A 20729-nucleotide genomic window follows, 5' to 3' on the forward strand; every position below is an offset into this window, starting at 1 on the left:
AACCATAACGCCCTTGACGGGTGTACGCCGTACACTTACCGTGGGTGTACGGCGTACACCTAGGGAGGGGCAATGAAGGCGATCGTTCAGGACCGGTACGGGCCTCCGGAGACACTCACCCTGGCGGAGGTGGACACGCCGGTGCCGGCCCCCGGCGAGGTGCTCGTGCGGGTGGAGGCCGCCGCGCTCAACGCGTACGACTGGCACGCCATGCGCGGCGATCCACGGCTGGCGCGCCTGTCGATGGGCCGGTCCCGTCCTCGCGCCCGCGTCCGTGGCCGCGACTTCGCGGGCCGCGTCGAGGCCGTAGGCGCCGACGTTCACCAGGTACGCCCGGGCGACGCCGTCTTCGGCGACCTCGGCGAGGCCAACGGCGCGTTCGCCGAATACGTCCGCGTGCCCGAGAACCGGGTCGCGGCCAGGCCCGCGAACCTGACCACGCAGCAGGCGGCGGCCCTGCCGCTGGCCGGCATCACGGCGCTCACGGGGCTGCGCGACGTCGCGCGGGTCGAGCCGGGCCACCGGGTGCTCATCAACGGCGCCTCCGGCGGCGTCGGCACCCTGGCGGTCCAACTCGCCAGGGCGCTCGGCGCGACGGTGACCGGGGTGTGCAGCACCCGCAACGTGGATCTGGTCCGCTCGCTCGGCGCCGACCACGTCGTCGACTACACCCGCGACGACTTCACCCGCGACACCGCGCGGCACGACGTCGTGTTCGACCTGGTGGGCAACCGCTCGCTCACCGCGCTGCGGCGGGTGCTCACCCCGACCGGGACGCTGGTGCTCTCCGGCGGCGGCGTGTACCGCGGCGGCAGCCTCGTCGGACCGGTCTGGCTCATCGCGCGGGGGCGGCTGCTGGCGCCCTTCGTCAAGCAGCGCGTCGTCACCCTCGCGACGGCTCCCAGCCGGGCGCACCTCGAGGCGCTGCGGGCCCACGCCGAGGCCGGCCGCCTCACCCCGGTGATCGACCGGACCTATCCGCTCCACGAGGTGCCCGAGGCCATGCGGTACCTCGAAGGTGAGCACGCGCGGGCGAAGGTCGTCATCACCGTCTAGGCGTCGGCCCCCGCCACGCCGGCACGCCACTCGTCGGCCAGCAGCGACCAGACCTCGATGTCGAGTCGTTCGCCGAGGAAGGGGAACGCGGCGCGCAGCACGCCCTCGCGGGTCATGCCCAGTCGCTGCGCCACCGCCCGGCTCCGCGCGTTGTGCGGCACGGTCCGCCACTCCACCCGGGCCAGGCCGCGTTCGTCCAGCGCCCAGTCGATCATCCGCCGCGCGGCGCGGGTCACCAGCCCGTGCCCCTCGGCCTCCGGCGCGAGCCAGACCCCGATCTCGCAGACGCCGGCCTCGGCGTCGAAGGTGCGGAACAGGGTGCCGCCCACCAGCCTGCCGTCCAGCCGGATCCCGTGGATGGAGCCGGCGTCGCGGGCCTGCGCGTCGGCGTAGCGCTGGAGGAACGCGCGGGCCGTGTCGGTGTCGGTGATCGTGTGCGCCCAGGGCAGCCAGGGCGCGAGGTGGGTGCGGGTACGCGCCACGAAGTCGGCGAACTCCGCCGCCTGCCACGGGGCGAGCGGGTGCAGGGCGGCGCGGTCGGTGAGGGGAAGAGCGAACACGGTGCTCCCAAGGTGCGTACCGAACGTTTGTTATGTACTGTAGCCCCATGCCGGCACGAGGTGACCACGAGGCCCGCCGCGCCGACGTCTCGGCGGCGGTCTGGCAGGTGCTGGCCGCCCGCGGCTTCGGCGGGCTGACCCTGCGGGCGGTCGCCGCCGAGATGGGCGTCTCCACCGGCCTGCTGACCCACTACTTCCCGAGCAAGCGGGCTCTCGTGCGGCACGCCGTCGACGTGGCCGAACGGCACACCGACGCGCGCGAGCGCCACGCCGCCGCGGGGGAGGGCCGGGCCGCGCTGCGCGCCGCGCTGCTGGACGTGCTGCCGCTGACCGACGAGGCGACGGTGATGAGCCGGGTCTGGGTCGGCTACTGGGACGGCGCGTTGGCCGACGAGGAGTTCGCCGCCGACCAGCGCCGCCGCTACGACCGCTGGCGCGCACGGCTGCGGTCGCATGTGGACGTCGCGCTGCGTGCGATGCCCGCCGGGCCGGACACCGACGCCGACGACCTGGCGGCCACCTGCGCGGCCTTCGCGCACGGCCTGGTCGTCCAGGCGCTGTTCGATCCGGCCGCCTTCCCGGCCCACCGGCAGGTGGCGCTGCTCGACGGCTTCCTCACGGGCCTGTTCCCGGCCTGACCGGGCCCCGGCGGTCCGACCGTTTCCGGAACTCGTTGTCGGTCCCGGGACCGGGGCCTAGACTCCGAACCGGACCGCAGCGATTTGCGGTCGTCTATCTCGTCTCCGAGGGTCCGGGCCGCCGTCGAAGGCGCCTCGCCGGCGAGCACGCCGCGGGCGCAGCCGCCCCGCGCGTCGTCCTCACCACCCGAGGAGAACCCATGCTGCTGACAAGGACGGGGCGCCGGCTGCTCGGCGCCGCCCTCGCCGCCGGGCTGGCCGCCCTCGCGGCCGTCACGGTCCCCGGCCCCGCCGCGGCCGCCGCGCTCACCGAGGTGACCGGCTTCGGCGCCAACCCGAGCAACCTGCGGATGTACCTGTACGTCCCGGACACCGTCGCCGCGCGGCCCGGGCTGCTCGTCGTCAACCACTACTGCACCGGCAGCGGACCGGCCATGTACTCCGGCACCCAGTTCGCGGCGCTGGCGGACCGGTACGGCTTCCTCGTCGTCTACCCGTCGGTGACCCGGAGCAGCCAGTGCTTCGACGTCTCCTCACCGCAGGCGCTGCGCCGCGACGGCGGCAGCGACCCGGTGGGCATCAAGTCGATGGTCGACTACGTGCGTCAGCGCTACCCCGTCGACGCGAACCGGATCTTCACCACCGGCGTCTCCTCCGGGGCCATGATGACCAACGTGCTGCTCGGGCTCTACCCCGACGTGTTCAGCGCGGGCGCGGCGTTCGCCGGCGTGCCCTTCGGCTGCTTCGCCACCACCAACGGCTCGGAGTGGAACAGCGACTGCGCCAACGGCCAGGTCGTGAAGACCCCGCAGCAGTGGGGTGATCTGGTGCGCAACGCGTACCCGGGCTACAGCGGGCGGCGACCCCGCATGCAGCTCTGGCACGGGACCAACGACGAGACCCTGCGCTACCCGAACTTCACCGAAGAGATCAAGCAGTGGACGAACGTGAACGGGCTCGGCCAGACGCCCGCGTACACGGACAGCCCACAGGCCGGCTACACCCGCACCCGGTACGGCGGCGCCGGCGGCACCGCGCCGGTCGAGGCGATCAGCATGCAGGGCGTCTCGCACAACCTGCCGGTCGACGCGGCCCAGGCCGTGCGCTTCTTCGGCCTGGACACCGTCGCGCCGCCCACGAGCCCGCCGCCGACCAGCACCCCGCCCTCGACGCCGCCACCGACGACCCCGCCGCCCAGCACGCCGCCGCCGTCGGGCGGGTGCCGGATCGGGTACGCGGTGAACGCCTGGAACACCGGGCTGACCGCGTCGGTCCGCATCACCAACACCGCCGCCACGGCGGTCAACGGCTGGAGCCTGGCCTTCACCCTGCCCGCCGGGCAGACCGTGACCAGCGGGTGGAACGCCACCTACGCCCCGGCCAGCGGGGCGGTGACGGCCCGCAACGTCTCCTACAACGGGACCATCGCGCCGAACGCCTCGGTGGACATCGGCTTCCAGGCCACCCACACCGGCAACACCGGCCGACCCACCTCCTTCACCCTCAACGGCGCCCCCTGCACGGTCGCCTGAGGACCGGCCGGCGGCCGCCGGGAGGTGCGCTCCCGGCGGCCGCCCGCCGTTAGTTCCGGACTTTTCACAAGGCGCGAAAAAAGGGGTGACCGAGCGATCGAGGAATTGACATGTGCCGCTGTCCGGCGAAAGGGTCCAGCGGAACGGTGCCCGCAACATTCCGGTAACCCGTTCGTCGTTCCGCTCCCCACCACCCCCCGCCACGGAGACGCCCATGTCACCCGTCCCGCTGCACCTCAGCCCACCCCGCCCGCCGCTGCGCCGGTTGCTCGCCGTGCTGGCCGTGCTGCTCGCCACCGTGGCACTGGTGGCACCGCCGTCCCCGGTCCGGGCGGCCGACCCGCTGCTCTCGCAGGGGCGGCCCACCACCGCCTCCTCGGTGGAGAACGCCGGCACCCCGGCCGCCAACGCCACCGACGGCAACACCGGCACCCGGTGGGCCAGCGCCTTCGCCGATCCCCAGTGGATCCAGGTCGACCTCGGCGCCACCGCCACCGTCTCCCGGGTCACCCTCGTCTGGGAGGCCGCGTACGCGCGGGCGTACCAGATCCAGACCTCGACCGACGGCGCCGCCTGGACGACGGTCTTCAGCACGGCGGCCGGCGACGGCGGCACGGACGACCTCACGGTCACCGGCACCGGCCGCTACGTGCGGATGACCGGCACCGCCCGGGCCACCGCCTACGGCTACTCGCTGTGGGAGTTCCAGGTCTACGGCACCACGGGCGGCGGCAGCGGCTGCGACACCGCGACCAACGCGGCGCAGGGCCGGCCGGCCACCGCCTCCTCCACCGAGAACGCCGGCACCCCCGCCACGGCGGCGGTCGACGGCAGCGCCACCACCCGCTGGGCCAGCGCGGCCAGCGACCCCCAGTGGCTCCAGGTCGACCTCGGCAGCGTCCGTACCCTCTGCCGGGTCGTGCTGAGCTGGGAGGCCGCCTACGGGCGGGCGTACCAGATCCAGACCTCGACCGACGGCGCCACCTGGACCACCGTCTACACCACCGCCACCGGAGACGGCGGGACCGATACCCTCACCGTCAGCGGCTCCGGCCGCTACGTGCGCATGTACGGCACCGCCCGGGCCACCGGCTGGGGCTACTCGCTCTGGGAGCTCACCGTGAACACGGCCGGCGGCGGCACCATCCCGGGCGGCGGCTCGCTCGGGCCGAACGTCCTCACCTTCGACCCGTTGATGTCGAGCGCCAGCATCCAGAGCCAGCTCGACGCGGTCTTCCGCACCCAGGAGTCCAACCAGTTCGGCACCCAGCGGTACGCGCTCCTGTTCAAGCCCGGCGACTACTCCGGCATCAACGCGCAGATCGGCTTCTACACCTCGATCATGGGGCTCGGCCGGAACCCCGGCGACGTCCGGATCCACGGCGACGTCACGGTCGACGCCGGCTGGTTCAACGGCAACGCCACCCAGAACTTCTGGCGGTCGGCGTCCAACATGCAGGTGTTCCCCTCCGCCGGGTTCACCCGGTGGGCCGTCTCGCAGGCCGCGCCGTTCCGCCGGATGGACATCCAGGGCGACCTCAACCTCGCCCCGAACGGCTACGGCTGGGCCAGCGGCGGCTACATCGCGGACAGCCGGGTCACCGGCGTGGTCCAGCCGTACTCGCAGCAGCAGTGGTACACCCGGGACAGCAACGTGGGCGGCTATCTCAACGCCGTGTGGAACGTGACGAACTCCGGCGTGGTCGGGGCGCCGGCAACCAGCTTCCCCAACCCCGCGTACACCACCCTGGCGCAGACCCCGGTCAGCCGCGACATCCCGTACCTCTACCTCGACGGCAGCGGCAACTACCAGGTCTTCGTCCCGTCCACCCGCACCAACGCCAGCGGCGCGTCCTGGCTGGGCGGCGCGACGCCCGGCACCTCGGTGCCGCTGAGCCAGTTCTACGTCGCCAAGCCGGGCGACTCCGCCGCCACCATCAACGCGGCTCTGGCCCAGGGGCTCAACCTGCTCTTCACGCCGGGCATCTACCCGGTCAGCCAGACCATCACGGTCAACCGGCCCGGCACCGTGGTGCTCGGCATCGGCTACCCGACGCTGATCCCGCAGAACGGCGTCACGCCCATGACCGTCGCCGACGTCGACGGCGTCCGGCTGGCCGGGCTGCTCTTCGACGCCGGCCCGACCAACTCGCCGGTGCTGCTCCAGGTCGGCCCGGCCGGCTCGGCCGCGAGCCACGCCGCCAACCCGACCTCCATCCAGGACGTCTTCTTCCGCATCGGTGGCGCCGGCGCGGGCAGGGCCACCACCAGCCTCGTGGTCAACCAGAACGACGCCCTCATCGACCACATCTGGGCCTGGCGCGGCGACCACGGCACCGGCATCGGCTGGACCGTGAACACCGCCGACACCGGCCTGATCGTCAACGGCAACAACGTCACCGCGCTCGGGCTCTTCGTCGAGCACTACCAGAAGTACGAGGTGATCTGGAACGGCAACAACGGACGGACGGTCTTCTTCCAGAACGAGCTGCCGTACGACCCGCCCAGCGCGTCGGCCTGGATGAACGGCTCGCGGGTCGGCTACGCCGCGTTCAAGGTGGCCGACGCGGTCACCTCGTTCGAGGGCTGGGGGATGGGCAGCTACTGCTACTTCAACGTCGACCCGACCATCGCGGCGTACCACGGCTTCGAGGCGCCGAACCGGACCGGCGTGCGGTTCCACAGCCTGCTCACCGTCTCGCTGGGCGGCAACGGGTCGATCACCCACGTCATCAACGACACCGGTGGCACCGCGCAGGGCACGAACACCGTTCCCGTGAACGTGGTCAGCTACCCGTGATCGTGCCGGGGGCGGTGGGGAGACCCGCCGCCCCCGCGCATGACGGGGGCCCCGGCGGGTACGCGACGCCGAACGGGGAAACCAGCGGGAACGGAGGAACGGGATGAAGGTCCGAAGCTCCCTGCGCGCGCTCAAGCGCAAGGCCAACTCGATCGTGGTACGCCGCCGGGGCAAGGTGTTCGTGCTCAACAAGGCGGATCCCCGGCAGAAGGCCCGGCAGGGCTGACCGGATGGCCGACATCCTCATCACCGGGGCCGGCAGCGGCCTCGGCCGGGGCGCGGCGCTCGGCCTGGCCCGGGCCGGCCACGACGTGATCGCCGGCGCGGAGATCTGGCCCCAGGTGCGCGACCTGCGCGCCGAGGCCGAACGCGCCGGCGTCACCCTCGACGCGATCAAGCTGGACGTGACGGACCCGGCCGACCGTGCGGCCGCCCGGCGGCACCGGGCCGACATCCTGGTGCTCAACGCCGGCGTCCAGGAGGCGGGGGCGGTGGTGGAGATCCCGATGGACCGGGTGCGGCGGTCCTTCGAGGTGAACGTCTTCGGCCACCTGCACCTCGCGCAGGACCTCGTACCGCCGATGCTGGAGCGGGGCGCGGGCAAGGTCGTCTGGATGTCCTCGGCGGTCGGCATCCGCACCCGGCCGTTCATCGGCGTGTACGCCGCCACGAAGCACGCCATCGAGGCGCTCGCCTGGGCCATGAAGGGCGAGCTGGAACCGCGCGGCGTCCGGGTCGCCGTGATCAACCCGGGCCCCTACCGGACCGGCTACAACGACACCGGGGTCGAGGCCATGTCCCAGTGGTGGGACGCCTCCACGGCCCTGCTCGACCGGCCGGACTTCGCCGACTACCTGGAGCACCAGCGCGACCCGCGGGAGATGGTCGACGAGCTGGTCCGGGTGATCCCGGCCGACCGCCATCCGTTCCGGACGCCGTACCCGGATGAGCTCCGGCAGCAGCTCAGGGAGTTCGAGTCGCAGGTCTGGGACGCGGCGACGTGACCTCGGCCGCCTCGTCGGCGTGCCGGCCGGGCGCCAGCAGCCGGGCGGCGGCGAACCGCACCAGCGGCCGGTAGATCCGGGCCGAGTCGGCCAGCGAGGAGAAGTGCGACGAGGAGTTGCCGGCCTGGTAGCGGGTGGCGATGGGGACCTGCGCGATCGGCAGCCCGGCCCGGGCGGCGAACAGCAGCACGTTCATCTCGTACTCGAACCGCTCGCCCGGGACGCTCCCGAGCCAGCCCAGCAGCGCGGCCGGGTAGGCCCGCAGGCCGGTCTGGGTGTCCCGCACGTGGCGGCCGGTGGCGACGCGGAACGCGGCCCGGGTCATCGCGTTGCCGAACCGGCTGCGCAGCGGCACCTCACCGTCGAACCGGCGCACGCCCAGCGCCGGCGCGCCGGTGTCGCGCATCCGGTCGGCGACCCGGACGACGTCGGGGATCAGGTGCTGCCCGTCGGCGTCCACGCACACCACGTCCCGCCCCGGGTGGTGGCCCGCGACGTACCGGAAGCCGGTCTTCAGCACGACGCCCTTGCCCCGGTTGACCCGCCGCCGCAGGACGGTGGCGCCGCGGTCGCGGGCCGCCGCGAGCACCCGGGCGGCGGCCGGGCCGCTGCCGTCGTCGACGACCAGCACGTGCGCCGCGGGCAGCGCGGCGGCCACGTCGTCGACGAGCCGCGGCAGGTGGTCCCCGGGTCGGTACACCGGCACCAGCACGATCACGCAAACCTCCCGGGTGGACCCGTCGCCGCCGGCCCCCCGTCGGGGCCGATCGACGGTCGTCCTTACCCGGGGCGCCGGCCGGCGAATCCGGGCCGGTCCGGAAACAGGCCCGCGACCCGCTGCGCCGCGCGGGCCAGGCCACGTTCCCGGCGCAGCAGCGCCTCGGGGGTACGCAGGCCGAGGTAACACACGCGGCTGGCCGCCCGGACCACCCGCTCGCGGCGGGCGGGCACCGGGTCGGGCGCGGTCACCGGCACGTCCAGCAGCGCCGCGCCGGAGAGCCCGAGCACCTTGCCGGCCAGGAAGCGGATCCGGGGCAGGTGCCACGGGTGGGAGACCAGCCCGAGCGGCCGGGCCGGGGTGTGTTCCGGCCCGGCGAGCAGTCCGTCCTGGACGGTGTGCGCCAGGTTCTGCAGCGTGGTCCGGGAGCGGGTCTCGGCGTACAGGCGGGCGTACGAGTCGAGGCCGGCCTCGCGGGCCAGGGCCAGCATGAGCTCGCCCTCCCGGTAGCCGGCGGGCGGCTCCGGCGCCCCGGCGGGGCCGTGCGGCCAGCCGCCGGTGAACACCACCCGCGCCCCGTCGGCCCGCCGGAATTCGGCGGCGTGCGCGCGGACGTACCCGGCGGCGGCCGCCACCCGGGCGGCGCTCTCCGCGGTGAGGCGGTAGCCGTCGTGGCCCGCCACCACCCCGCGGCCGAACACGAGCAGCACGGTGGCGGTCGGCGTCATCCGACCGACGGTACGCCGGCTGCCGGTCAGTCCTCGTCGGCGCCCGGTGGCCAGGGCGGCTCGCCCACGCCGGTGATGCGCACCCCGCCCCACGGGTCGGCCTCGGCGAGCCGGCCCCGGGCGACCCGCTCGCCGACCCGGACCTCGACGTCGCGCCGGCCGGAGCGGAGCAGCCGCAGCATGCGCGGCTCCGGCTCGATCCGGCCCGCCCAGTGGTAACGGCCGTCGACCGGTTCCCAGCGCCCGCTGGCGTGCAGCCGGACCGTGGTGCCGGCGATCTCCGCCGGGCCCTGCCAGCTCACCGCTCGATCCGCTCGTGTGCGCGGGTCAGTTCGTGGGGCAGGTCGGCGCTGCGCCTTACCCCCTCGATGCCGCTCCAGAGCAGGGTGGTGAGGTAGTCGGTGAGGGCCGCGCGGCGGATCGGCTGCCCGTGGGTGGCCCACCAGTCGCCGACCGCCTGCACGAACCCGACCAGTCCGTACGCCCAGGGCTCGGCGGGGCCGGCGTCGAGCCCGAGCGCGCGCAGCCGGTCGCCGATGACCCGGGCCAGGCCGGTGGCCACCTGGCGGCTGGTGCCGGCCACGACCTGCTGGATGCCGGGGTGGCCGGACTCGTGCAGCAGGAACCGGTAGAGCGTGGGCTCGGACTCGATGACGCTCAGGTAGGCGTCGATGGTCGCCTCGACCAGGGCGCGCTCCTCGCGGACCCGCTCGACGGCGGGGGCCACGGCGTCGACGACCCGGGCCGCCACCACCTCGCTGACGGCCAGCCAGAGTTGCGCCTTGTCGGCGAAGTAGCGGTAGAGCACCGGCTTGCTGACCCCGGCCGTGGCGGCGACCTGGTCCATGTCGACGGTCGGCCCGTGCCGCAGCAGCGCCTGCACGGCCGCGCCGATCAGCTCCTGCCGCCGCTGCTCGCGGTGGCCGGCCCAGCGGTCCCGCCGGCCGGTGGGTCGGGCCGCGGGCGGCTCCGACGGGGCGTCCGGGCCATTGACATCCGTGGAGGTGCGTCGCATGCTACCACTCGTAACAGTTACTGGAAGTTACGTCAACTGTGGAGGGGCCATGGAGGGGACGCCGGCCGGATTCCCGCGGGAGGCGGTGGCCACCCGCCTGCTCGCCGCCTCGGTGCGCACGAGCTACGACCCCGTCGTCGACATCGACTGGTCGGCGCCGCCCGTCCCCGGCGCCTACTGGATGCCGCCGCAGCGCAGCAGCCTCTACGGCACCGAGCTGTGGGCGGGGCTGAGCGAGGAGCAGCGGATCGAGCTGACCAAGCACGAGGTGGCCAGCGCGGCGAGCGCCGGGCTGTGGTTCGAGACGATCCTCATGCAGATGCTCATCCGGCACTACTACGACGCGGATCCGACCAGCCGGCACGCCCAGTACGCGCTCACCGAGGTCGCCGACGAGTGCCGGCACTCCATCATGTTCGGCCGGCTCATCGAGGCCATGGGCTGTCCGGTCTACCGGGCCGATCCGTTCGACCATCTGCTCGGGCGCTGGCTCAAGGCCACCGCCACCGGCCCGCGGATGTATGCGGCGATCCTCATCGCCGAGGAGATCCTCGACGCGTTCCAGCGCGAGGCCATGGCCGACGAGTCGATCCAGCCGCTGATCCGGATGGTGTCCCGGATCCACGTGGTCGAGGAGGCCCGGCACGTGCGCTTCGCCCGGGACGAGCTGACCCGTCAGGTCGAGGCGGCCGGCCCGGTCGGGCTGTCCTACGCGCGGCTGGTGATCGGGCGGGCCGCGTACTCGATCACCCGCCGGCTGGTCAACCCACGGGCGTACGCGGCCGTCGGCATCCCGCCGGCGGTCGGGGTGGCCACGGCCCGGTCCAACCCGCACTGGCGGGCCACCCTGCGCTGGTCGGCCCAGCGGATCGCCGACCACCTGACCGAGCTCGGGCTCGTCGCCGGGCCGGGCCGGCTGCTCTGGCGCCGCGCCGGCCTGCTGGGGGACTGACCGACGGCCCACCCGGGGAGGGCCGCCGCCGGTCGCGCCGGTGCAACCGTCTCAGCGACCCCGGCGCCGCCCCGAGTGCAGCCGGAGCGCGTTGCAGACGTCGAACACGCCGGACACGTCCCAGGCCAGCTCGCCGGCGACCCGCCGGGTCTCCGCGTCGGCCACCAGCCCGGCCAGGATCACCACCCGGTTCTGCACCGTGACGGTGATCTGCTGCCGCCGGGTGGTCCAGTCGATGCTCAGCCGCTGCGCCACCAGGGCGGCGAGCCGCACGTCCGCGCCGTCCGGCGCGGGCTGCCCGTCCTCGGCGAACGGGAAGTCGGGGAACGGCCAGGGCATCACGATGTGCGGGCTCCTTCCGCTCGTTCGCGGCTCTCCACCGCCACCTCGGACCGGCGCGCCGGTACCGCCCCGACCGAGCCGCCCAGCGCCGCGGCGCGGCTGTCGAACACCGCGAAGACCCCGTCCAGCCGCATGGTGTGCAGCACGGTGCGCACGAACCGGGACGGCGCCACGAGGCACAGCCGCCGGCCCTTGCGCCGGGTCTCCTGCCGGGCCCGGACCAGCAGCCCGAGCCCCGCCGAGTCGATCACCTCGACCGCGCTGAGGTCGACCAGCACGCGGTCGCCCACCGTGACGGCCTCGGCGAGCGCCCGGCGTACCGGCTCCGCGGCGTCGGCCTCGGGGACGGCCGGCGCGCCGCCGACCTCGTCGAGGTCGTCGACGCCGAGGCCCCCGTCCGCCACGGTGGACCGGGCGCTGCACCGCGGACAGTGGTGCGGCCCGGAGGCGAAGGGCGAGCCGGCCCAGCCGTTCTCGAACACCAGCGTCCAGACCACCTCGGCGTCGGGCAGGATGCAGCCGGTGCCCGTGACGCTGTCCCCGCAGGCGTCGCAGATGAGCAGCATCAGGTGCTCCGCCGGTACGACCGTCACGATCCCTCCTCCCGCCGTGCGCCCGGTCCGGGCGGCGGTTGCGTCCCGGGCGCCGGGCGTCCCGCGGCCAGCACCGCGAGGACGACCGCCGCGGCGGCGAAACCGGACTCCACGACCAGCGGCCACACCGCCGGCCCGCCGGGCGCGGTGTCCACGAGGCCCGCGACGATGGCGCCGAGCAGCGCGGCGGCCACCCCGAGCGCGAGGGTCAGCCAGACCGGCGCCGCCGTACGCCCCGGCACGACCAGGCGACCCACCGCGCCGACGGCGAGCCCGACGAGGAGCGCCCCGACCAGCGTGCCGCCGTCCACGGTTCCTCCCTCGCCGGCCTCGGTGTCCGGTTCCGGTTCCCACCCTGCGCAAGGACCGTGGAGGGCGTCCCGCGGTTGTATGACAGTTCCATGACAAAAGCCGGGAACGGCGGACGCGGTTGGGTGACCCGAGGGCGGGCCGTCATGATGCGGATATGACGGCCGTACTGGTGATCGAGGACGACGACCGCATCCGGCTCGCACTGCTGCTCGCCCTCGAGGAGGAGGGCTACTCCGCGTCCGGGGCGGCGACCGCGGAGGAGGGCCTGCGCCGGCAGCGGGAGGACCCGGCCGACCACGTGCTGGTGGACCTCATGCTGCCCGGCCTCGACGGCTTCGAGTGCATCCGCCGGCTGCGCCGCGACGACGACGTCCCGATCGTGGTGGTCAGCGCCCGCGACGACACCCACGACATCGTCGCCGCGCTGGAGGCCGGCGCCGACGACTACGTGGTCAAGCCGGTGGCGATCAAGGAGCTGTCCGCACGGCTGCGGGCCCTGCGCCGGCGCGGCCGCGTCGTCGTGGACGCCGTACCCGCCCAGGTCTTCGGCGACCTGGAGATCAGCGCCGAGGCCGGCGAGGTGCGCCGCGCCGGCCGGCCCGTCGCGGTGACCCGTACCGAGTTCCGGCTGCTCTGCGAGCTGGCCGAGCACGCCGGCCGGGTCCTGTCCCGCCAGCAGCTGCTGCGCCGGGTCTGGGGGTACGAGACCGGCGACGAGCGGCTGGTCGACGTGCACGTGGGCCGGTTGCGGCAGAAGATCGAGCCGGACCCGGCCAACCCCCGGCACCTGGTCACCCTCCGCGGCCTCGGCTACAAGCTCCAGCGATGACCCGCCTCGGACTGCGCGCCCGCGTGACCGCCGCGTTCGCCGTCGGCGCGTTGCTGCTCGCCGCGGTGATGGCCCTCTTCTCGTACGACCTGACGCGCCGTTCGCTGCTCGACGAGCGGGAGCGCACCGCCGTCCGGGCCGCCTACTACGACGCCGCGGTGGTCCGGTCCGGGCTGGACACCGGGACCCCGGACGTGGTGGCGGTGCTGCGCTCCCTGGACACCGGCAGCAGCCGCCGGCCGCTGCTGCACCTGCGCGACGGCTGGTACGCCCGCACCGCCGACGTCGGGGCCGGCTCGGTCCCGGTGGAACTGCAGCGGATGGTCGCCGCCGGCCAGCCGGCCGTGCAGCGGGTCCGGCTGGACGGGCAGCCCACCCTGCTTGTCGGCGTCCCGCTCGCCGGCGAGCTGGGCTACTACGAGCTGACCTCGTTGCGCGAGGTCGAGGGGACCTTCCAGGTGGTCGGGCTGGCGCTGACCGCGGTGGCCATCATGGTGGCCGGGGCCGGCGCCGCCCTCGGCTGGTACGCGACCCGGCACAGCCTCCGGCCGCTCACCGCGGTCGCCGACGCCGCCGAGCGGATCGCCGCCGGCGACTTCGCCACCCGGCTCGACCCCACCACCGATCCGGACCTCACGCGGCTCTCCACCTCGTTCAACCACATGGTCGACCAGTTGGTGCGGCGGATCGAGCGGGACCGCCGGTTCGCTGCCGACGTCAGTCACGAGCTGCGTTCCCCGTTGCAGACCCTGGCCGCCGCCGCGAGCGTGCTGACCCGTCGCCAGGAGCACCAGGACGCGCGTACCGCGACCGCGGCGGGACTGGTGGCCGACGAGGTGGCCCGGTTCCAGCGCCTGGTGGACGACCTGATCCAGCTGGCCCGCACCGAACAGCCCGCGCACCGCGACACGGTCGACGTGCCCGCGCTGGCCCGCGCGGCCTGCCGGGAGCGCGCGCTGCCGGAGAGCCTCGTCGAGGTTGCCGACGGCACCCCGGCGCAGTGGCGGGTCGACCGGCGCCGGGTCGAGCAGATCCTGCTCAACCTGCTCGACAACGCCGTGCGCTACGGCGGCGGCCCGGTCGCCGTACGCCTCGGGCTGCACGACGGGATCGGCGTGCTGGAGGTCGACGACGACGGCCCGGGCGTACCGGAGGACGACCGGGAGATCATCTTCGACCGCTTCGTGCGGGGCCGGGCCGCCCACGCCCGGGCCGGCACCGACGGCACCGGCCTCGGCCTCGCCCTGGTGGCCCAGCACGCCGCCGCGCACGGCGGGCACGCGGCCGTGGTGGACCGCGACCGGGGCGCCCGGTTCCGGGTCGAGCTGCCGGGGGCCGGCGGATGACCCGGCGGCTGCTCCCGGTGCTGCTCGCCGCCGCGCTGCTCGGCGGCTGCGGGGTGCCGGTCGACGACGAGCCGCGGCGGGTGCAGCCGCCGCCCGGCGGTTTCCCGACGCCCGCGGGCACGGCCACGGCCGAACCGGACGGGCGGGTCGACGAGCCGCTCTGCTTCGTCCGGGGCGACGGGCTGGCGGTGGCGACCCGACGGTTCGACGGCCTGCCCGACGTGGACGCCCACCTGCAACACCTGCTGGCCGGGCCGGACGGCGCCGAGCGGGACCGGGGGCTCGCCACCGCCCTGCCGGGCACGGTGGCGGTGGCCGGGGCCAGCCTGACGGGCGCCGTGGCCACCGTCGACGTGCGGCAGGCCGGCGAGGAGACCGGCCGCAACGACGAGGTCCTCGCCTTCGGGCAGATCGTCTGCACGCTGACCCAGCGCCCCGATGTCGACAGCGTGGCGTTCCGCCGGGACGGGCAGCCGCTGGAGGTGCCCCGGGCCGACGGCAACGTGTCCGCGCTGCCGCTCACCGCCGCCGACTACCGGCCGCTGCTGGGCCGCTGACGGGGCCGAAGTGGCGGTGGCCACACGTAAATGTCCGCTTATGAGGCAAATATCCATCGTCCGTTCGGTTGATTAGCCGCCGGACTTTGGTCTAGGGTGGCTGGCACGACCGGTGCTCAGGAGGCACCCGTTCTCCTCAGGACAGGAAGGGCAGCATGACCACGACGACCATCGCGCCGACGACCACCGGCGAGGTGCACCGCACGGCGGTGACCGGCGAGGAGACCCGTGCCAGCGAGCTGATCGCCGCCCTGGCCGAGCTGCCCGAGGGTCACCCGCAGCGGGCGGCCCTGCGCAACCAGGTCATCGAGGCGTGGCTGCCGCTGGCCAACCACCTCGCCGCCCGCTACAGCGGCCGCGGCGAGCCGGCCGGCGACCTGGCCCAGACCGCGGCCCTCGGCCTGATCAAGGCGGTGGACCGGTTCGACGCCTCCCGGGGCGTGGACTTCGCCGGCTTCGCCATCCCGACCATCCTCGGTGAGATCAAGCGGCACTTCCGCGACCGCACCTGGAACATCCGGGTCCCGCGCCGCCTCCAGGAGCTGCGGCTGCGCATCTCGGAGGCGAACAGCACGCTGACCCAGACCCTCAACCGGGCCCCGACGGTCGCCGACATCGCCAGCCACCTCGACGTCACCGAGGAAGAGGTGCTCGAGGGCCTGGAAGGCGCCCGCGCCTACAACGCCGTCTCGCTCTCCACCCCGATCGGCGACGGCGACAGCGCCACCGAGCTGGGCGACACCCTCGGCACCGAGGACAACGAGTACGAGCTGGCCGAGCTGCGCGCCTCGCTCGGCCCGGCGCTCGCCACCCTCGACGAGCGTGAGCAGAAGATCCTCACCCTGCGCTTCTACGGCAACCTGACCCAGAGCGAGATCGCCGCCCGGGTCGGCGTGTCCCAGATGCACGTGTCCCGGCTGCTCGCCCGCGCGCTGACCAAGCTGCGCGGCCAGCTCACCGAGGCCTGATCCGCCCGGGCGCCACACCCGCCCGAGTCCGTCCCTCCCGGCGCACGCGGCGCTGCCGCCGCGCCCCGGGCCTGCGCACCGCCACCGACTCCCCTCGGTGGCGGTGCGTTTCTCTCGCCACCCGCCTCGCCCGCCCAGCGGGCCGGGGCGGGTGTGTGCATACTTGCGCGGTTGCAATCGTTGCCCGGGCGCCCCGCCCCGGCTGTCACAGAGGCGGTAGTGGTGGTCGACCAGACGATCCCGCGGCGACGCGAAACAACTCCGGCGGCCGGCGCCTCCGTGGCCGATCCGGGCCTGCGTCAGCTACTGGCCGGTCTCACCGCGGTCCGCGACGGCGACTTCGGCACCCGGCTGCCGGAGGACGCCGACGGGCTGCTCGGCGAGATCGCCACCGTCTTCAACGGCATGGTCGACCAGCTCTCGCTGTTCACCTCCGAGGTCACCCGGGTGGCCCGGGAGGTCGGCACCGAGGGGCAGCTCGGCGGCCAGGCCGACGTGCCGGGCGTCTCCGGCACCTGGAAGGACCTGACCGACTCGGTCAACGCGATGGCCGGCAACCTGACCGACCAGGTGCGCGACATCGCCGAGGTGGCCACCGCGGTGGCCCGGGGCGACCTGTCGCAGAAGATCACCGTGGACGTGCGCGGCGAGATCCTGGAGCTGAAGGTCACCATCAACACGATGGTGGACCAGCTCTCGTCGTTCGCCGACGAGGTGACCCGGGTGGCCCGGGAGGTCGGCAGCGAGGGCCGCCTCGGCGGTCAGGCCGAGGTGCCCGGCGTGGCCGGCACCTGGCGGGACCTGACCGACTCGGTGAACTTCATGGCCGGCAACCTGACCAGCCAGGTGCGCAACATCGCCCAGGTGACCACGGCGGTGGCCCGGGGCGACCTGTCGCAGAAGATCACGGTCGACGCCCGGGGCGAGATCCTGGAGCTGAAGAGCACCATCAACACGATGGTGGACCAGCTCTCGTCGTTCGCCGACGAGGTGACCCGGGTGGCCCGCGAGGTCGGCACCGACGGCCGGCTCGGCGGTCAGGCACAGGTCAGCGGCGTCGCGGGCACCTGGCGCGACCTCACCGACTCGGTGAACTCGATGGCGGTCAACCTCACCGACCAGGTGCGCAGCATCGCCCAGGTGGCCACCGCGGTGGCCCGGGGCGACCTGTCGCAGAAGATCACCGTCACCGCGCACGGCGAGATCCTGGAGCTGAAGAACACCATCAACACGATGGTGGACCAGCTCTCGTCGTTCGCCGACGAGGTGACCCGGGTGGCCCGCGAGGTCGGCACCGAGGGCCGCCTCGGCGGCCAGGCCGACGTCAAGGGCGTCTCCGGCACGTGGAAGGACCTCACCGAGTCGGTGAACGTCATGGCGGACAACCTCACCGCCCAGGTCCGCAGCATCGCCGAGGTCACCACCGCGGTCGCCAAGGGTGACCTGACGCAGAAGATCCGGGTGGACGCCCGCGGCGAGATCCTCGCCCTGAAGGAGACCATCAACACGATGGTCGACCAGCTCTCCGCGTTCGCCGACGAGGTGACCCGGGTGGCCCGCGAGGTGGGCACCGAGGGCCGGCTCGGCGGCCAGGCCCGGGTCTCCAACGTGGCCGGCACCTGGAAGGACCTGACCGACAACGTCAACGAGATGGCGAACAACCTGACCAACCAGGTGCGCTCCATCGCGCTGGTCGCCACCGCGGTCGCCCAGGGCGACCTCAGCCGGCAGATCACCGTCGAGGCCAAGGGCGAGGTCGCCGTGCTCGCCCAGACCATCAACACGATGGTCGGCACGCTCAGCGCGTTCGCCGACGAGGTGACCCGGGTGGCCCGCGAGGTGGGCACCGAGGGCCAGCTCGGCGGCCAGGCCCGGGTGCCCAACGTGGCCGGCACCTGGAAGGACCTGACCGACAACGTCAACTCGATGGCGAACAACCTTACCGGCCAGGTGCGCAACATCGCCCAGGTGACCACGGCGGTGGCACAGGGCGACCTGACCAAGAAGATCGACGTGGACGCCCGCGGCGAGATCCTGGAGCTCAAGACCACCATCAACACGATGGTCGACCAGCTCTCCAGCTTCGCGGCCGAGGTCACCCGGGTGGCCCGGGAGGTCGGCAGCGAGGGCCGCCTCGGCGGCCAGGCCGAGGTGGAGGGCGTCTCCGGCACCTGGAAGCGGCTCACCGAGAACGTCAACGAGCTGGCCGGGAACCTCACCCGGCAGGTGCGCGCCATCGCCGAGGTGACCAGCGCCGTCGCCACCGGCGACCTGACCCGCTCGATCACCGTCGACGCCTCCGGCGAGGTCGCCGAGCTCAAGGACAACATCAACTCCATGGTGGAGTCGCTGCGCGAGACCACCCGCACCAACCAGGAACAGGACTGGCTCAAGACCAACCTGGCCCGCATCTCCGGGCTCATGCAGGGCCACCGGGACCTGGAGGTCGTCGCCGGGCTGGTGATGAACGAGCTGGCCCCGCTGGTCTCCGCGCAGCTCGGCACGTTCCTGCTGGTCGACGAGGCCGCCGACGGCCGCGGCCTGCGGGTGGTCGGCGGCTACGGCCACGACGCCAGCCGCCGCCGCTACGCCCTCGGTGACTCGCTGGTCGGGCAGGCCGCGCTCAGCAAGCGGGCCATCGTGGTGGACGCCGTACCGGCCGACTACGTCACCGTCTCGTCCAGCCTGGGCGCGGCCGTGCCGCTGCACCTGGTCGTGCTGCCCATCCTGTTCGAGGACCAGGTCCTCGGCGTCATCGAGCTGGCCAGCATGGGCCGGTTCACCGACGTCCAGCGTGACTTCCTCGAACAGCTCACCGAGACCATCGGCGTCAACGTCAACACCATCGTGGCCAACGCCCGCACCGACGTCCTGCTGACCGAGTCGCAGCGACTGGCCGCCGAGCTGCAGGCCCGCTCGGAGGAGTTGCAGGCCCGCTCCGAGGAGCTCCAGAGCTCCAACGCCGAGCTGGAGGAGAAGGCCGCCCTGCTGGCCCGGCAGAACCACGACATCGAGACGAAGAACTCCGAGATCGAGCAGGCCCGGCAGGAGCTGGAGGCCCGCGCCCAGCAGCTCGCGCTCGCCTCGAAGTACAAGTCGGAGTTCCTCGCCAACATGAGCCACGAGCTGCGTACGCCGCTGAACTCGCTGCTCATTCTGGCCCAGCTGCTGGCCCAGAACCCCAACCGCAACCTCACCCCGAAGCAGGTCGAGTACGCCACCGTCATCCACTCGGCCGGCGCCGACCTGCTCCAGCTCATCAACGACATCCTCGACCTGTCCAAGGTCGAGGCCGGCAAGATGGACATCAACCCGGAGACGTTCGAGCTGTCGACGCTCCGCGACTACGTCGACGCCACGTTCCGCCCGCTCACCACGCCGCGCGGGCTGGAGCTGGACCTGGTCACCGGCCCCGACGTGCCGGCCCGCGTGCACACCGACGAGCAGCGGCTGCGGCAGGTGCTGCGCAACCTCGTCTCCAACGCGGTCAAGTTCACCGAGAAGGGCCGGGTGCAGCTGCGCATCGAGCGGGCCCGCCCGGACGAGCTGCCGGCCGGGATGCCCACCACGGACCCGGTCATCGCGTTCCGCGTCGTCGACACCGGCATCGGCATCGCCGAGCAGCACCTGACCGCCATCTTCGACGCGTTCCAGCAGGCCGACGGCACCACCAGCCGCCGCTACGGCGGCACCGGCCTGGGCCTGTCCATCAGCCGGGAGATCGCCCGGCTGCTCGGCGGGCAGATCACCGCGGAGAGCGTCCTCGGCCAGGGCAGCACCTTCACCCTCTACCTGCCGGCCACGGCCACGCCGGCGCTGCCCGACACCGGCCTCGGCCTTCCGGCCTCCGCCACCACGGCTCCCGTCGAGTCGGAGGCCCAGCGCTGGGTGGAGCAGCAGCAGCGCCGGGTGCTGGTGCTCGAACCGCACGAGAAGGGGCTGCTCACCCTGCTGGTCCGCGGGGTGGCCGCCGACACCGGCGGTCCGGTCGAGGTGACCACCGCGGTGGACGTCGAGTCAGCCGTCGACACGCTCGCCCGGCACCGGCACCACCTGCTCGTGGTGCAGCTCGACCCGGGCGACGAGCACGGCACCGCGCTGCTCCGGGCGCTGCACGAGCACCCCGGCCTGCGCGGCCTGCCGGTGCTCGCGTACCACGGGCAGCCGCTCGCGGGCGGCCAGGAGACCCTGCTCCAGGGGATGGCCGCGGACCGCCCGCTGGAGATCCTCGGCAGCCTCGACGAGTTGCGGGAACGGATCGTGCTGCACCTCACGGCGGACGCCCCCGAGCGGGTGCCGTCGTTCACGGCGCCGGTGGCCGACCGCAGCCCGGTCAGCGACCCGGTGGTCCGGGAGCTCTCGGGCCGCAAGGTGCTCGTGGTCGACGACGACGCCCGCAACGTCTTCGCCCTGACCAACATCCTCGAACTGCACGGCATGGACGTGGTCTACGCGGAGAACGGGCGCAAGGGCATCGAGACGCTGATGCGGCACGACGACATCGACCTCGTGCTGATGGACGTCATGATGCCCGAGATGGACGGGTACGCGGCCACCGCCGCGATCCGCGCCATGCCCCGCTACGCGGACCTGCCGATCATCGCGGTGACCGCGAAGGCGATGCGGGGGGACCGGGAGAAGAGCATCTCCTCGGGCGCCAGCGACTACGTGACCAAGCCGGTCGACGCGGAGGATCTCCTCACCTGCATCCACCGCTGGCTGACCAGCTGACCTCGTACCGAGTCACTGCGACGACCTCACCCGGCTGACCTCGACGCC

The 20729-nt window shown here is 73.6% G+C and carries 20 protein-coding genes; 12 read left to right on the forward strand and 8 right to left on the reverse strand.

Annotation, left to right across the window (positions count from 1 at the left end):
• The first annotated feature begins 72 nt into the window (after positions 1–72).
• On the forward strand, positions 73–1056 hold the full coding sequence (locus GCE86_RS07160; protein ID WP_154226202.1) for an NAD(P)-dependent alcohol dehydrogenase: 984 nt from the start codon (positions 73–75) through the stop codon (positions 1054–1056).
• On the opposite strand, the gene GCE86_RS07165 is transcribed toward GCE86_RS07160, so the two are convergent.
• Entirely contained in the window at positions 1053–1616 is a 564-nt protein-coding gene (locus GCE86_RS07165; protein WP_154226203.1) for a GNAT family N-acetyltransferase, read from the reverse strand. The two genes, GCE86_RS07160 and GCE86_RS07165, sit on opposite strands and share 4 nt — an antisense overlap.
• Positions 1617–1663: 47 nt before the next feature.
• Here GCE86_RS07165 and GCE86_RS07170 point away from each other — a divergent pair, with 47 nt between their 5' ends.
• From GCE86_RS07170 to GCE86_RS07190, 5 genes are all read left to right on the forward strand, one after another.
• On the forward strand, positions 1664–2254 hold the full coding sequence (locus GCE86_RS07170; protein WP_239542995.1) for a TetR/AcrR family transcriptional regulator: 591 nt from the start codon (positions 1664–1666) through the stop codon (positions 2252–2254).
• Between the two features lie 200 nt (positions 2255–2454).
• Positions 2455–3786: an extracellular catalytic domain type 1 short-chain-length polyhydroxyalkanoate depolymerase gene (locus tag GCE86_RS07175; RefSeq protein WP_154226205.1), complete on the forward strand. Its 1332-nt coding sequence runs from the start codon at positions 2455–2457 to the stop codon at positions 3784–3786.
• Positions 3787–4000: 214 nt separating this feature from the next.
• Positions 4001–6586: a discoidin domain-containing protein gene (locus GCE86_RS07180; protein ID WP_154226206.1), complete on the forward strand. Its 2586-nt coding sequence runs from the start codon at positions 4001–4003 to the stop codon at positions 6584–6586.
• Positions 6587–6689: 103 nt separating this feature from the next.
• Positions 6690–6812, forward strand: coding sequence for a 50S ribosomal protein L36 (locus GCE86_RS07185; protein ID WP_091265774.1), 123 nt, complete (start codon positions 6690–6692; stop codon positions 6810–6812).
• Between the two features lie 4 nt (positions 6813–6816).
• Complete coding sequence (locus GCE86_RS07190) at positions 6817–7590, forward strand: SDR family oxidoreductase (RefSeq protein WP_154226207.1); 774 nt, start codon at positions 6817–6819, stop codon at positions 7588–7590.
• On the opposite strand, the gene GCE86_RS07195 is transcribed toward GCE86_RS07190, so the two are convergent.
• The 4 genes from GCE86_RS07195 to GCE86_RS07210 form a co-directional block, all read right to left on the reverse strand.
• A complete protein-coding gene (locus GCE86_RS07195) occupies positions 7550–8308 on the reverse strand; it encodes a glycosyltransferase family 2 protein (protein ID WP_154226208.1) in 759 nt (252 codons plus the stop codon). The two genes, GCE86_RS07190 and GCE86_RS07195, sit on opposite strands and share 41 nt — an antisense overlap.
• Positions 8309–8370: 62 nt before the next feature.
• Positions 8371–9036, reverse strand: coding sequence for a YdcF family protein (locus GCE86_RS07200; protein ID WP_154226209.1), 666 nt, complete (start codon positions 9034–9036; stop codon positions 8371–8373).
• A gap of 26 nt (positions 9037–9062) precedes the next feature.
• A complete protein-coding gene (locus GCE86_RS07205; RefSeq protein ID WP_154226210.1) occupies positions 9063–9338 on the reverse strand; it encodes a DUF4873 domain-containing protein in 276 nt (91 codons plus the stop codon).
• Positions 9335–10051 carry a TetR family transcriptional regulator gene (locus tag GCE86_RS07210; RefSeq protein ID WP_154226211.1) on the reverse strand — a complete coding sequence of 239 codons (717 nt, stop codon included), beginning with the start codon at positions 10049–10051 and terminating at the stop codon, positions 9335–9337. The genes GCE86_RS07205 and GCE86_RS07210 overlap by 4 nt, the downstream gene beginning before the upstream one ends.
• A gap of 49 nt (positions 10052–10100) precedes the next feature.
• Between GCE86_RS07210 and GCE86_RS07215 the strand changes: the two genes are divergently transcribed.
• Positions 10101–11003 (forward strand): AurF N-oxygenase family protein, encoded by a 903-nt coding sequence (locus GCE86_RS07215; RefSeq protein WP_154226212.1) that lies wholly within the window; start codon positions 10101–10103, stop codon positions 11001–11003.
• 51 nt (positions 11004–11054) lie between these two features.
• Here the strand turns inward: GCE86_RS07215 and GCE86_RS07220 are convergent, their stop codons facing one another.
• From GCE86_RS07220 to GCE86_RS07230, 3 genes are read right to left on the reverse strand one after another with little or no spacing between them, the layout of a single operon-like run.
• Positions 11055–11348, reverse strand: coding sequence for a BON domain-containing protein (locus tag GCE86_RS07220; RefSeq protein ID WP_154230370.1), 294 nt, complete (start codon positions 11346–11348; stop codon positions 11055–11057).
• Positions 11342–11938, reverse strand: coding sequence for an STAS domain-containing protein (locus GCE86_RS07225; RefSeq protein WP_154226213.1), 597 nt, complete (start codon positions 11936–11938; stop codon positions 11342–11344). Before GCE86_RS07225 ends, GCE86_RS07220 begins: the two co-directional genes overlap by 7 nt.
• Positions 11935–12249: a hypothetical protein gene (locus GCE86_RS07230; protein ID WP_154226214.1), complete on the reverse strand. Its 315-nt coding sequence runs from the start codon at positions 12247–12249 to the stop codon at positions 11935–11937. Before GCE86_RS07230 ends, GCE86_RS07225 begins: the two co-directional genes overlap by 4 nt.
• Before the next feature lie 155 nt (positions 12250–12404).
• On the opposite strand from GCE86_RS07230, the gene GCE86_RS07235 reads away from it, so the two are divergent.
• The 5 genes from GCE86_RS07235 (at position 12405) to GCE86_RS07255 (ending at position 20681) form a co-directional block, all read left to right on the forward strand.
• Entirely contained in the window at positions 12405–13079 is a 675-nt protein-coding gene (locus tag GCE86_RS07235) for a response regulator transcription factor (RefSeq protein ID WP_154226215.1), read from the forward strand.
• Positions 13076–14425 carry a sensor histidine kinase gene (locus GCE86_RS07240; RefSeq protein WP_154226216.1) on the forward strand — a complete coding sequence of 450 codons (1350 nt, stop codon included), beginning with the start codon at positions 13076–13078 and terminating at the stop codon, positions 14423–14425. Before GCE86_RS07235 ends, GCE86_RS07240 begins: the two co-directional genes overlap by 4 nt.
• The gene (locus tag GCE86_RS07245) at positions 14422–14982 is read left to right on the forward strand and encodes a GerMN domain-containing protein (RefSeq protein WP_154226217.1); all 561 of its coding nucleotides are present in this window, start codon (positions 14422–14424) and stop codon (positions 14980–14982) included. Before GCE86_RS07240 ends, GCE86_RS07245 begins: the two co-directional genes overlap by 4 nt.
• A gap of 155 nt (positions 14983–15137) precedes the next feature.
• A complete protein-coding gene (locus tag GCE86_RS07250; RefSeq protein ID WP_091265731.1) occupies positions 15138–15950 on the forward strand; it encodes a SigB/SigF/SigG family RNA polymerase sigma factor in 813 nt (270 codons plus the stop codon).
• Between the two features lie 222 nt (positions 15951–16172).
• Positions 16173–20681, forward strand: coding sequence for a HAMP domain-containing protein (locus GCE86_RS07255; protein WP_244317216.1), 4509 nt, complete (start codon positions 16173–16175; stop codon positions 20679–20681).
• The last annotated feature ends 48 nt before the right edge of the window (positions 20682–20729 follow it).

The sequence above is a fragment of the Micromonospora terminaliae genome (assembly GCF_009671205.1).
In the GTDB taxonomy this organism is placed as follows: domain Bacteria; phylum Actinomycetota; class Actinomycetes; order Mycobacteriales; family Micromonosporaceae; genus Micromonospora; species Micromonospora terminaliae.

Excerpts from the sequence above, each read along its gene's own strand:
- GCE86_RS07160 (WP_154226202.1), top strand. The coding sequence starts at position 73 with ATGAAGGCGATCGTTCAGGACCGGTACGGGCCTCCGGAGACACTCACC.
- GCE86_RS07170 (WP_239542995.1), top strand. The coding sequence starts at position 1,664 with ATGCCGGCACGAGGTGACCACGAGGCCCGCCGCGCCGACGTCTCGGCG.
- GCE86_RS07175 (WP_154226205.1), top strand. The coding sequence starts at position 2,455 with ATGCTGCTGACAAGGACGGGGCGCCGGCTGCTCGGCGCCGCCCTCGCC.
- GCE86_RS07180 (WP_154226206.1), top strand. The coding sequence starts at position 4,001 with ATGTCACCCGTCCCGCTGCACCTCAGCCCACCCCGCCCGCCGCTGCGC.
- GCE86_RS07185 (WP_091265774.1), top strand. The coding sequence starts at position 6,690 with ATGAAGGTCCGAAGCTCCCTGCGCGCGCTCAAGCGCAAGGCCAACTCG.
- GCE86_RS07190 (WP_154226207.1), top strand. The coding sequence starts at position 6,817 with ATGGCCGACATCCTCATCACCGGGGCCGGCAGCGGCCTCGGCCGGGGC.
- GCE86_RS07200 (WP_154226209.1), bottom strand. The coding sequence starts at position 9,036 with ATGACGCCGACCGCCACCGTGCTGCTCGTGTTCGGCCGCGGGGTGGTG.
- GCE86_RS07210 (WP_154226211.1), bottom strand. The coding sequence starts at position 10,051 with ATGCGACGCACCTCCACGGATGTCAATGGCCCGGACGCCCCGTCGGAG.
- GCE86_RS07215 (WP_154226212.1), top strand. The coding sequence starts at position 10,101 with ATGGAGGGGACGCCGGCCGGATTCCCGCGGGAGGCGGTGGCCACCCGC.
- GCE86_RS07235 (WP_154226215.1), top strand. The coding sequence starts at position 12,405 with ATGACGGCCGTACTGGTGATCGAGGACGACGACCGCATCCGGCTCGCA.
- GCE86_RS07240 (WP_154226216.1), top strand. The coding sequence starts at position 13,076 with ATGACCCGCCTCGGACTGCGCGCCCGCGTGACCGCCGCGTTCGCCGTC.
- GCE86_RS07245 (WP_154226217.1), top strand. The coding sequence starts at position 14,422 with ATGACCCGGCGGCTGCTCCCGGTGCTGCTCGCCGCCGCGCTGCTCGGC.
- GCE86_RS07250 (WP_091265731.1), top strand. The coding sequence starts at position 15,138 with ATGACCACGACGACCATCGCGCCGACGACCACCGGCGAGGTGCACCGC.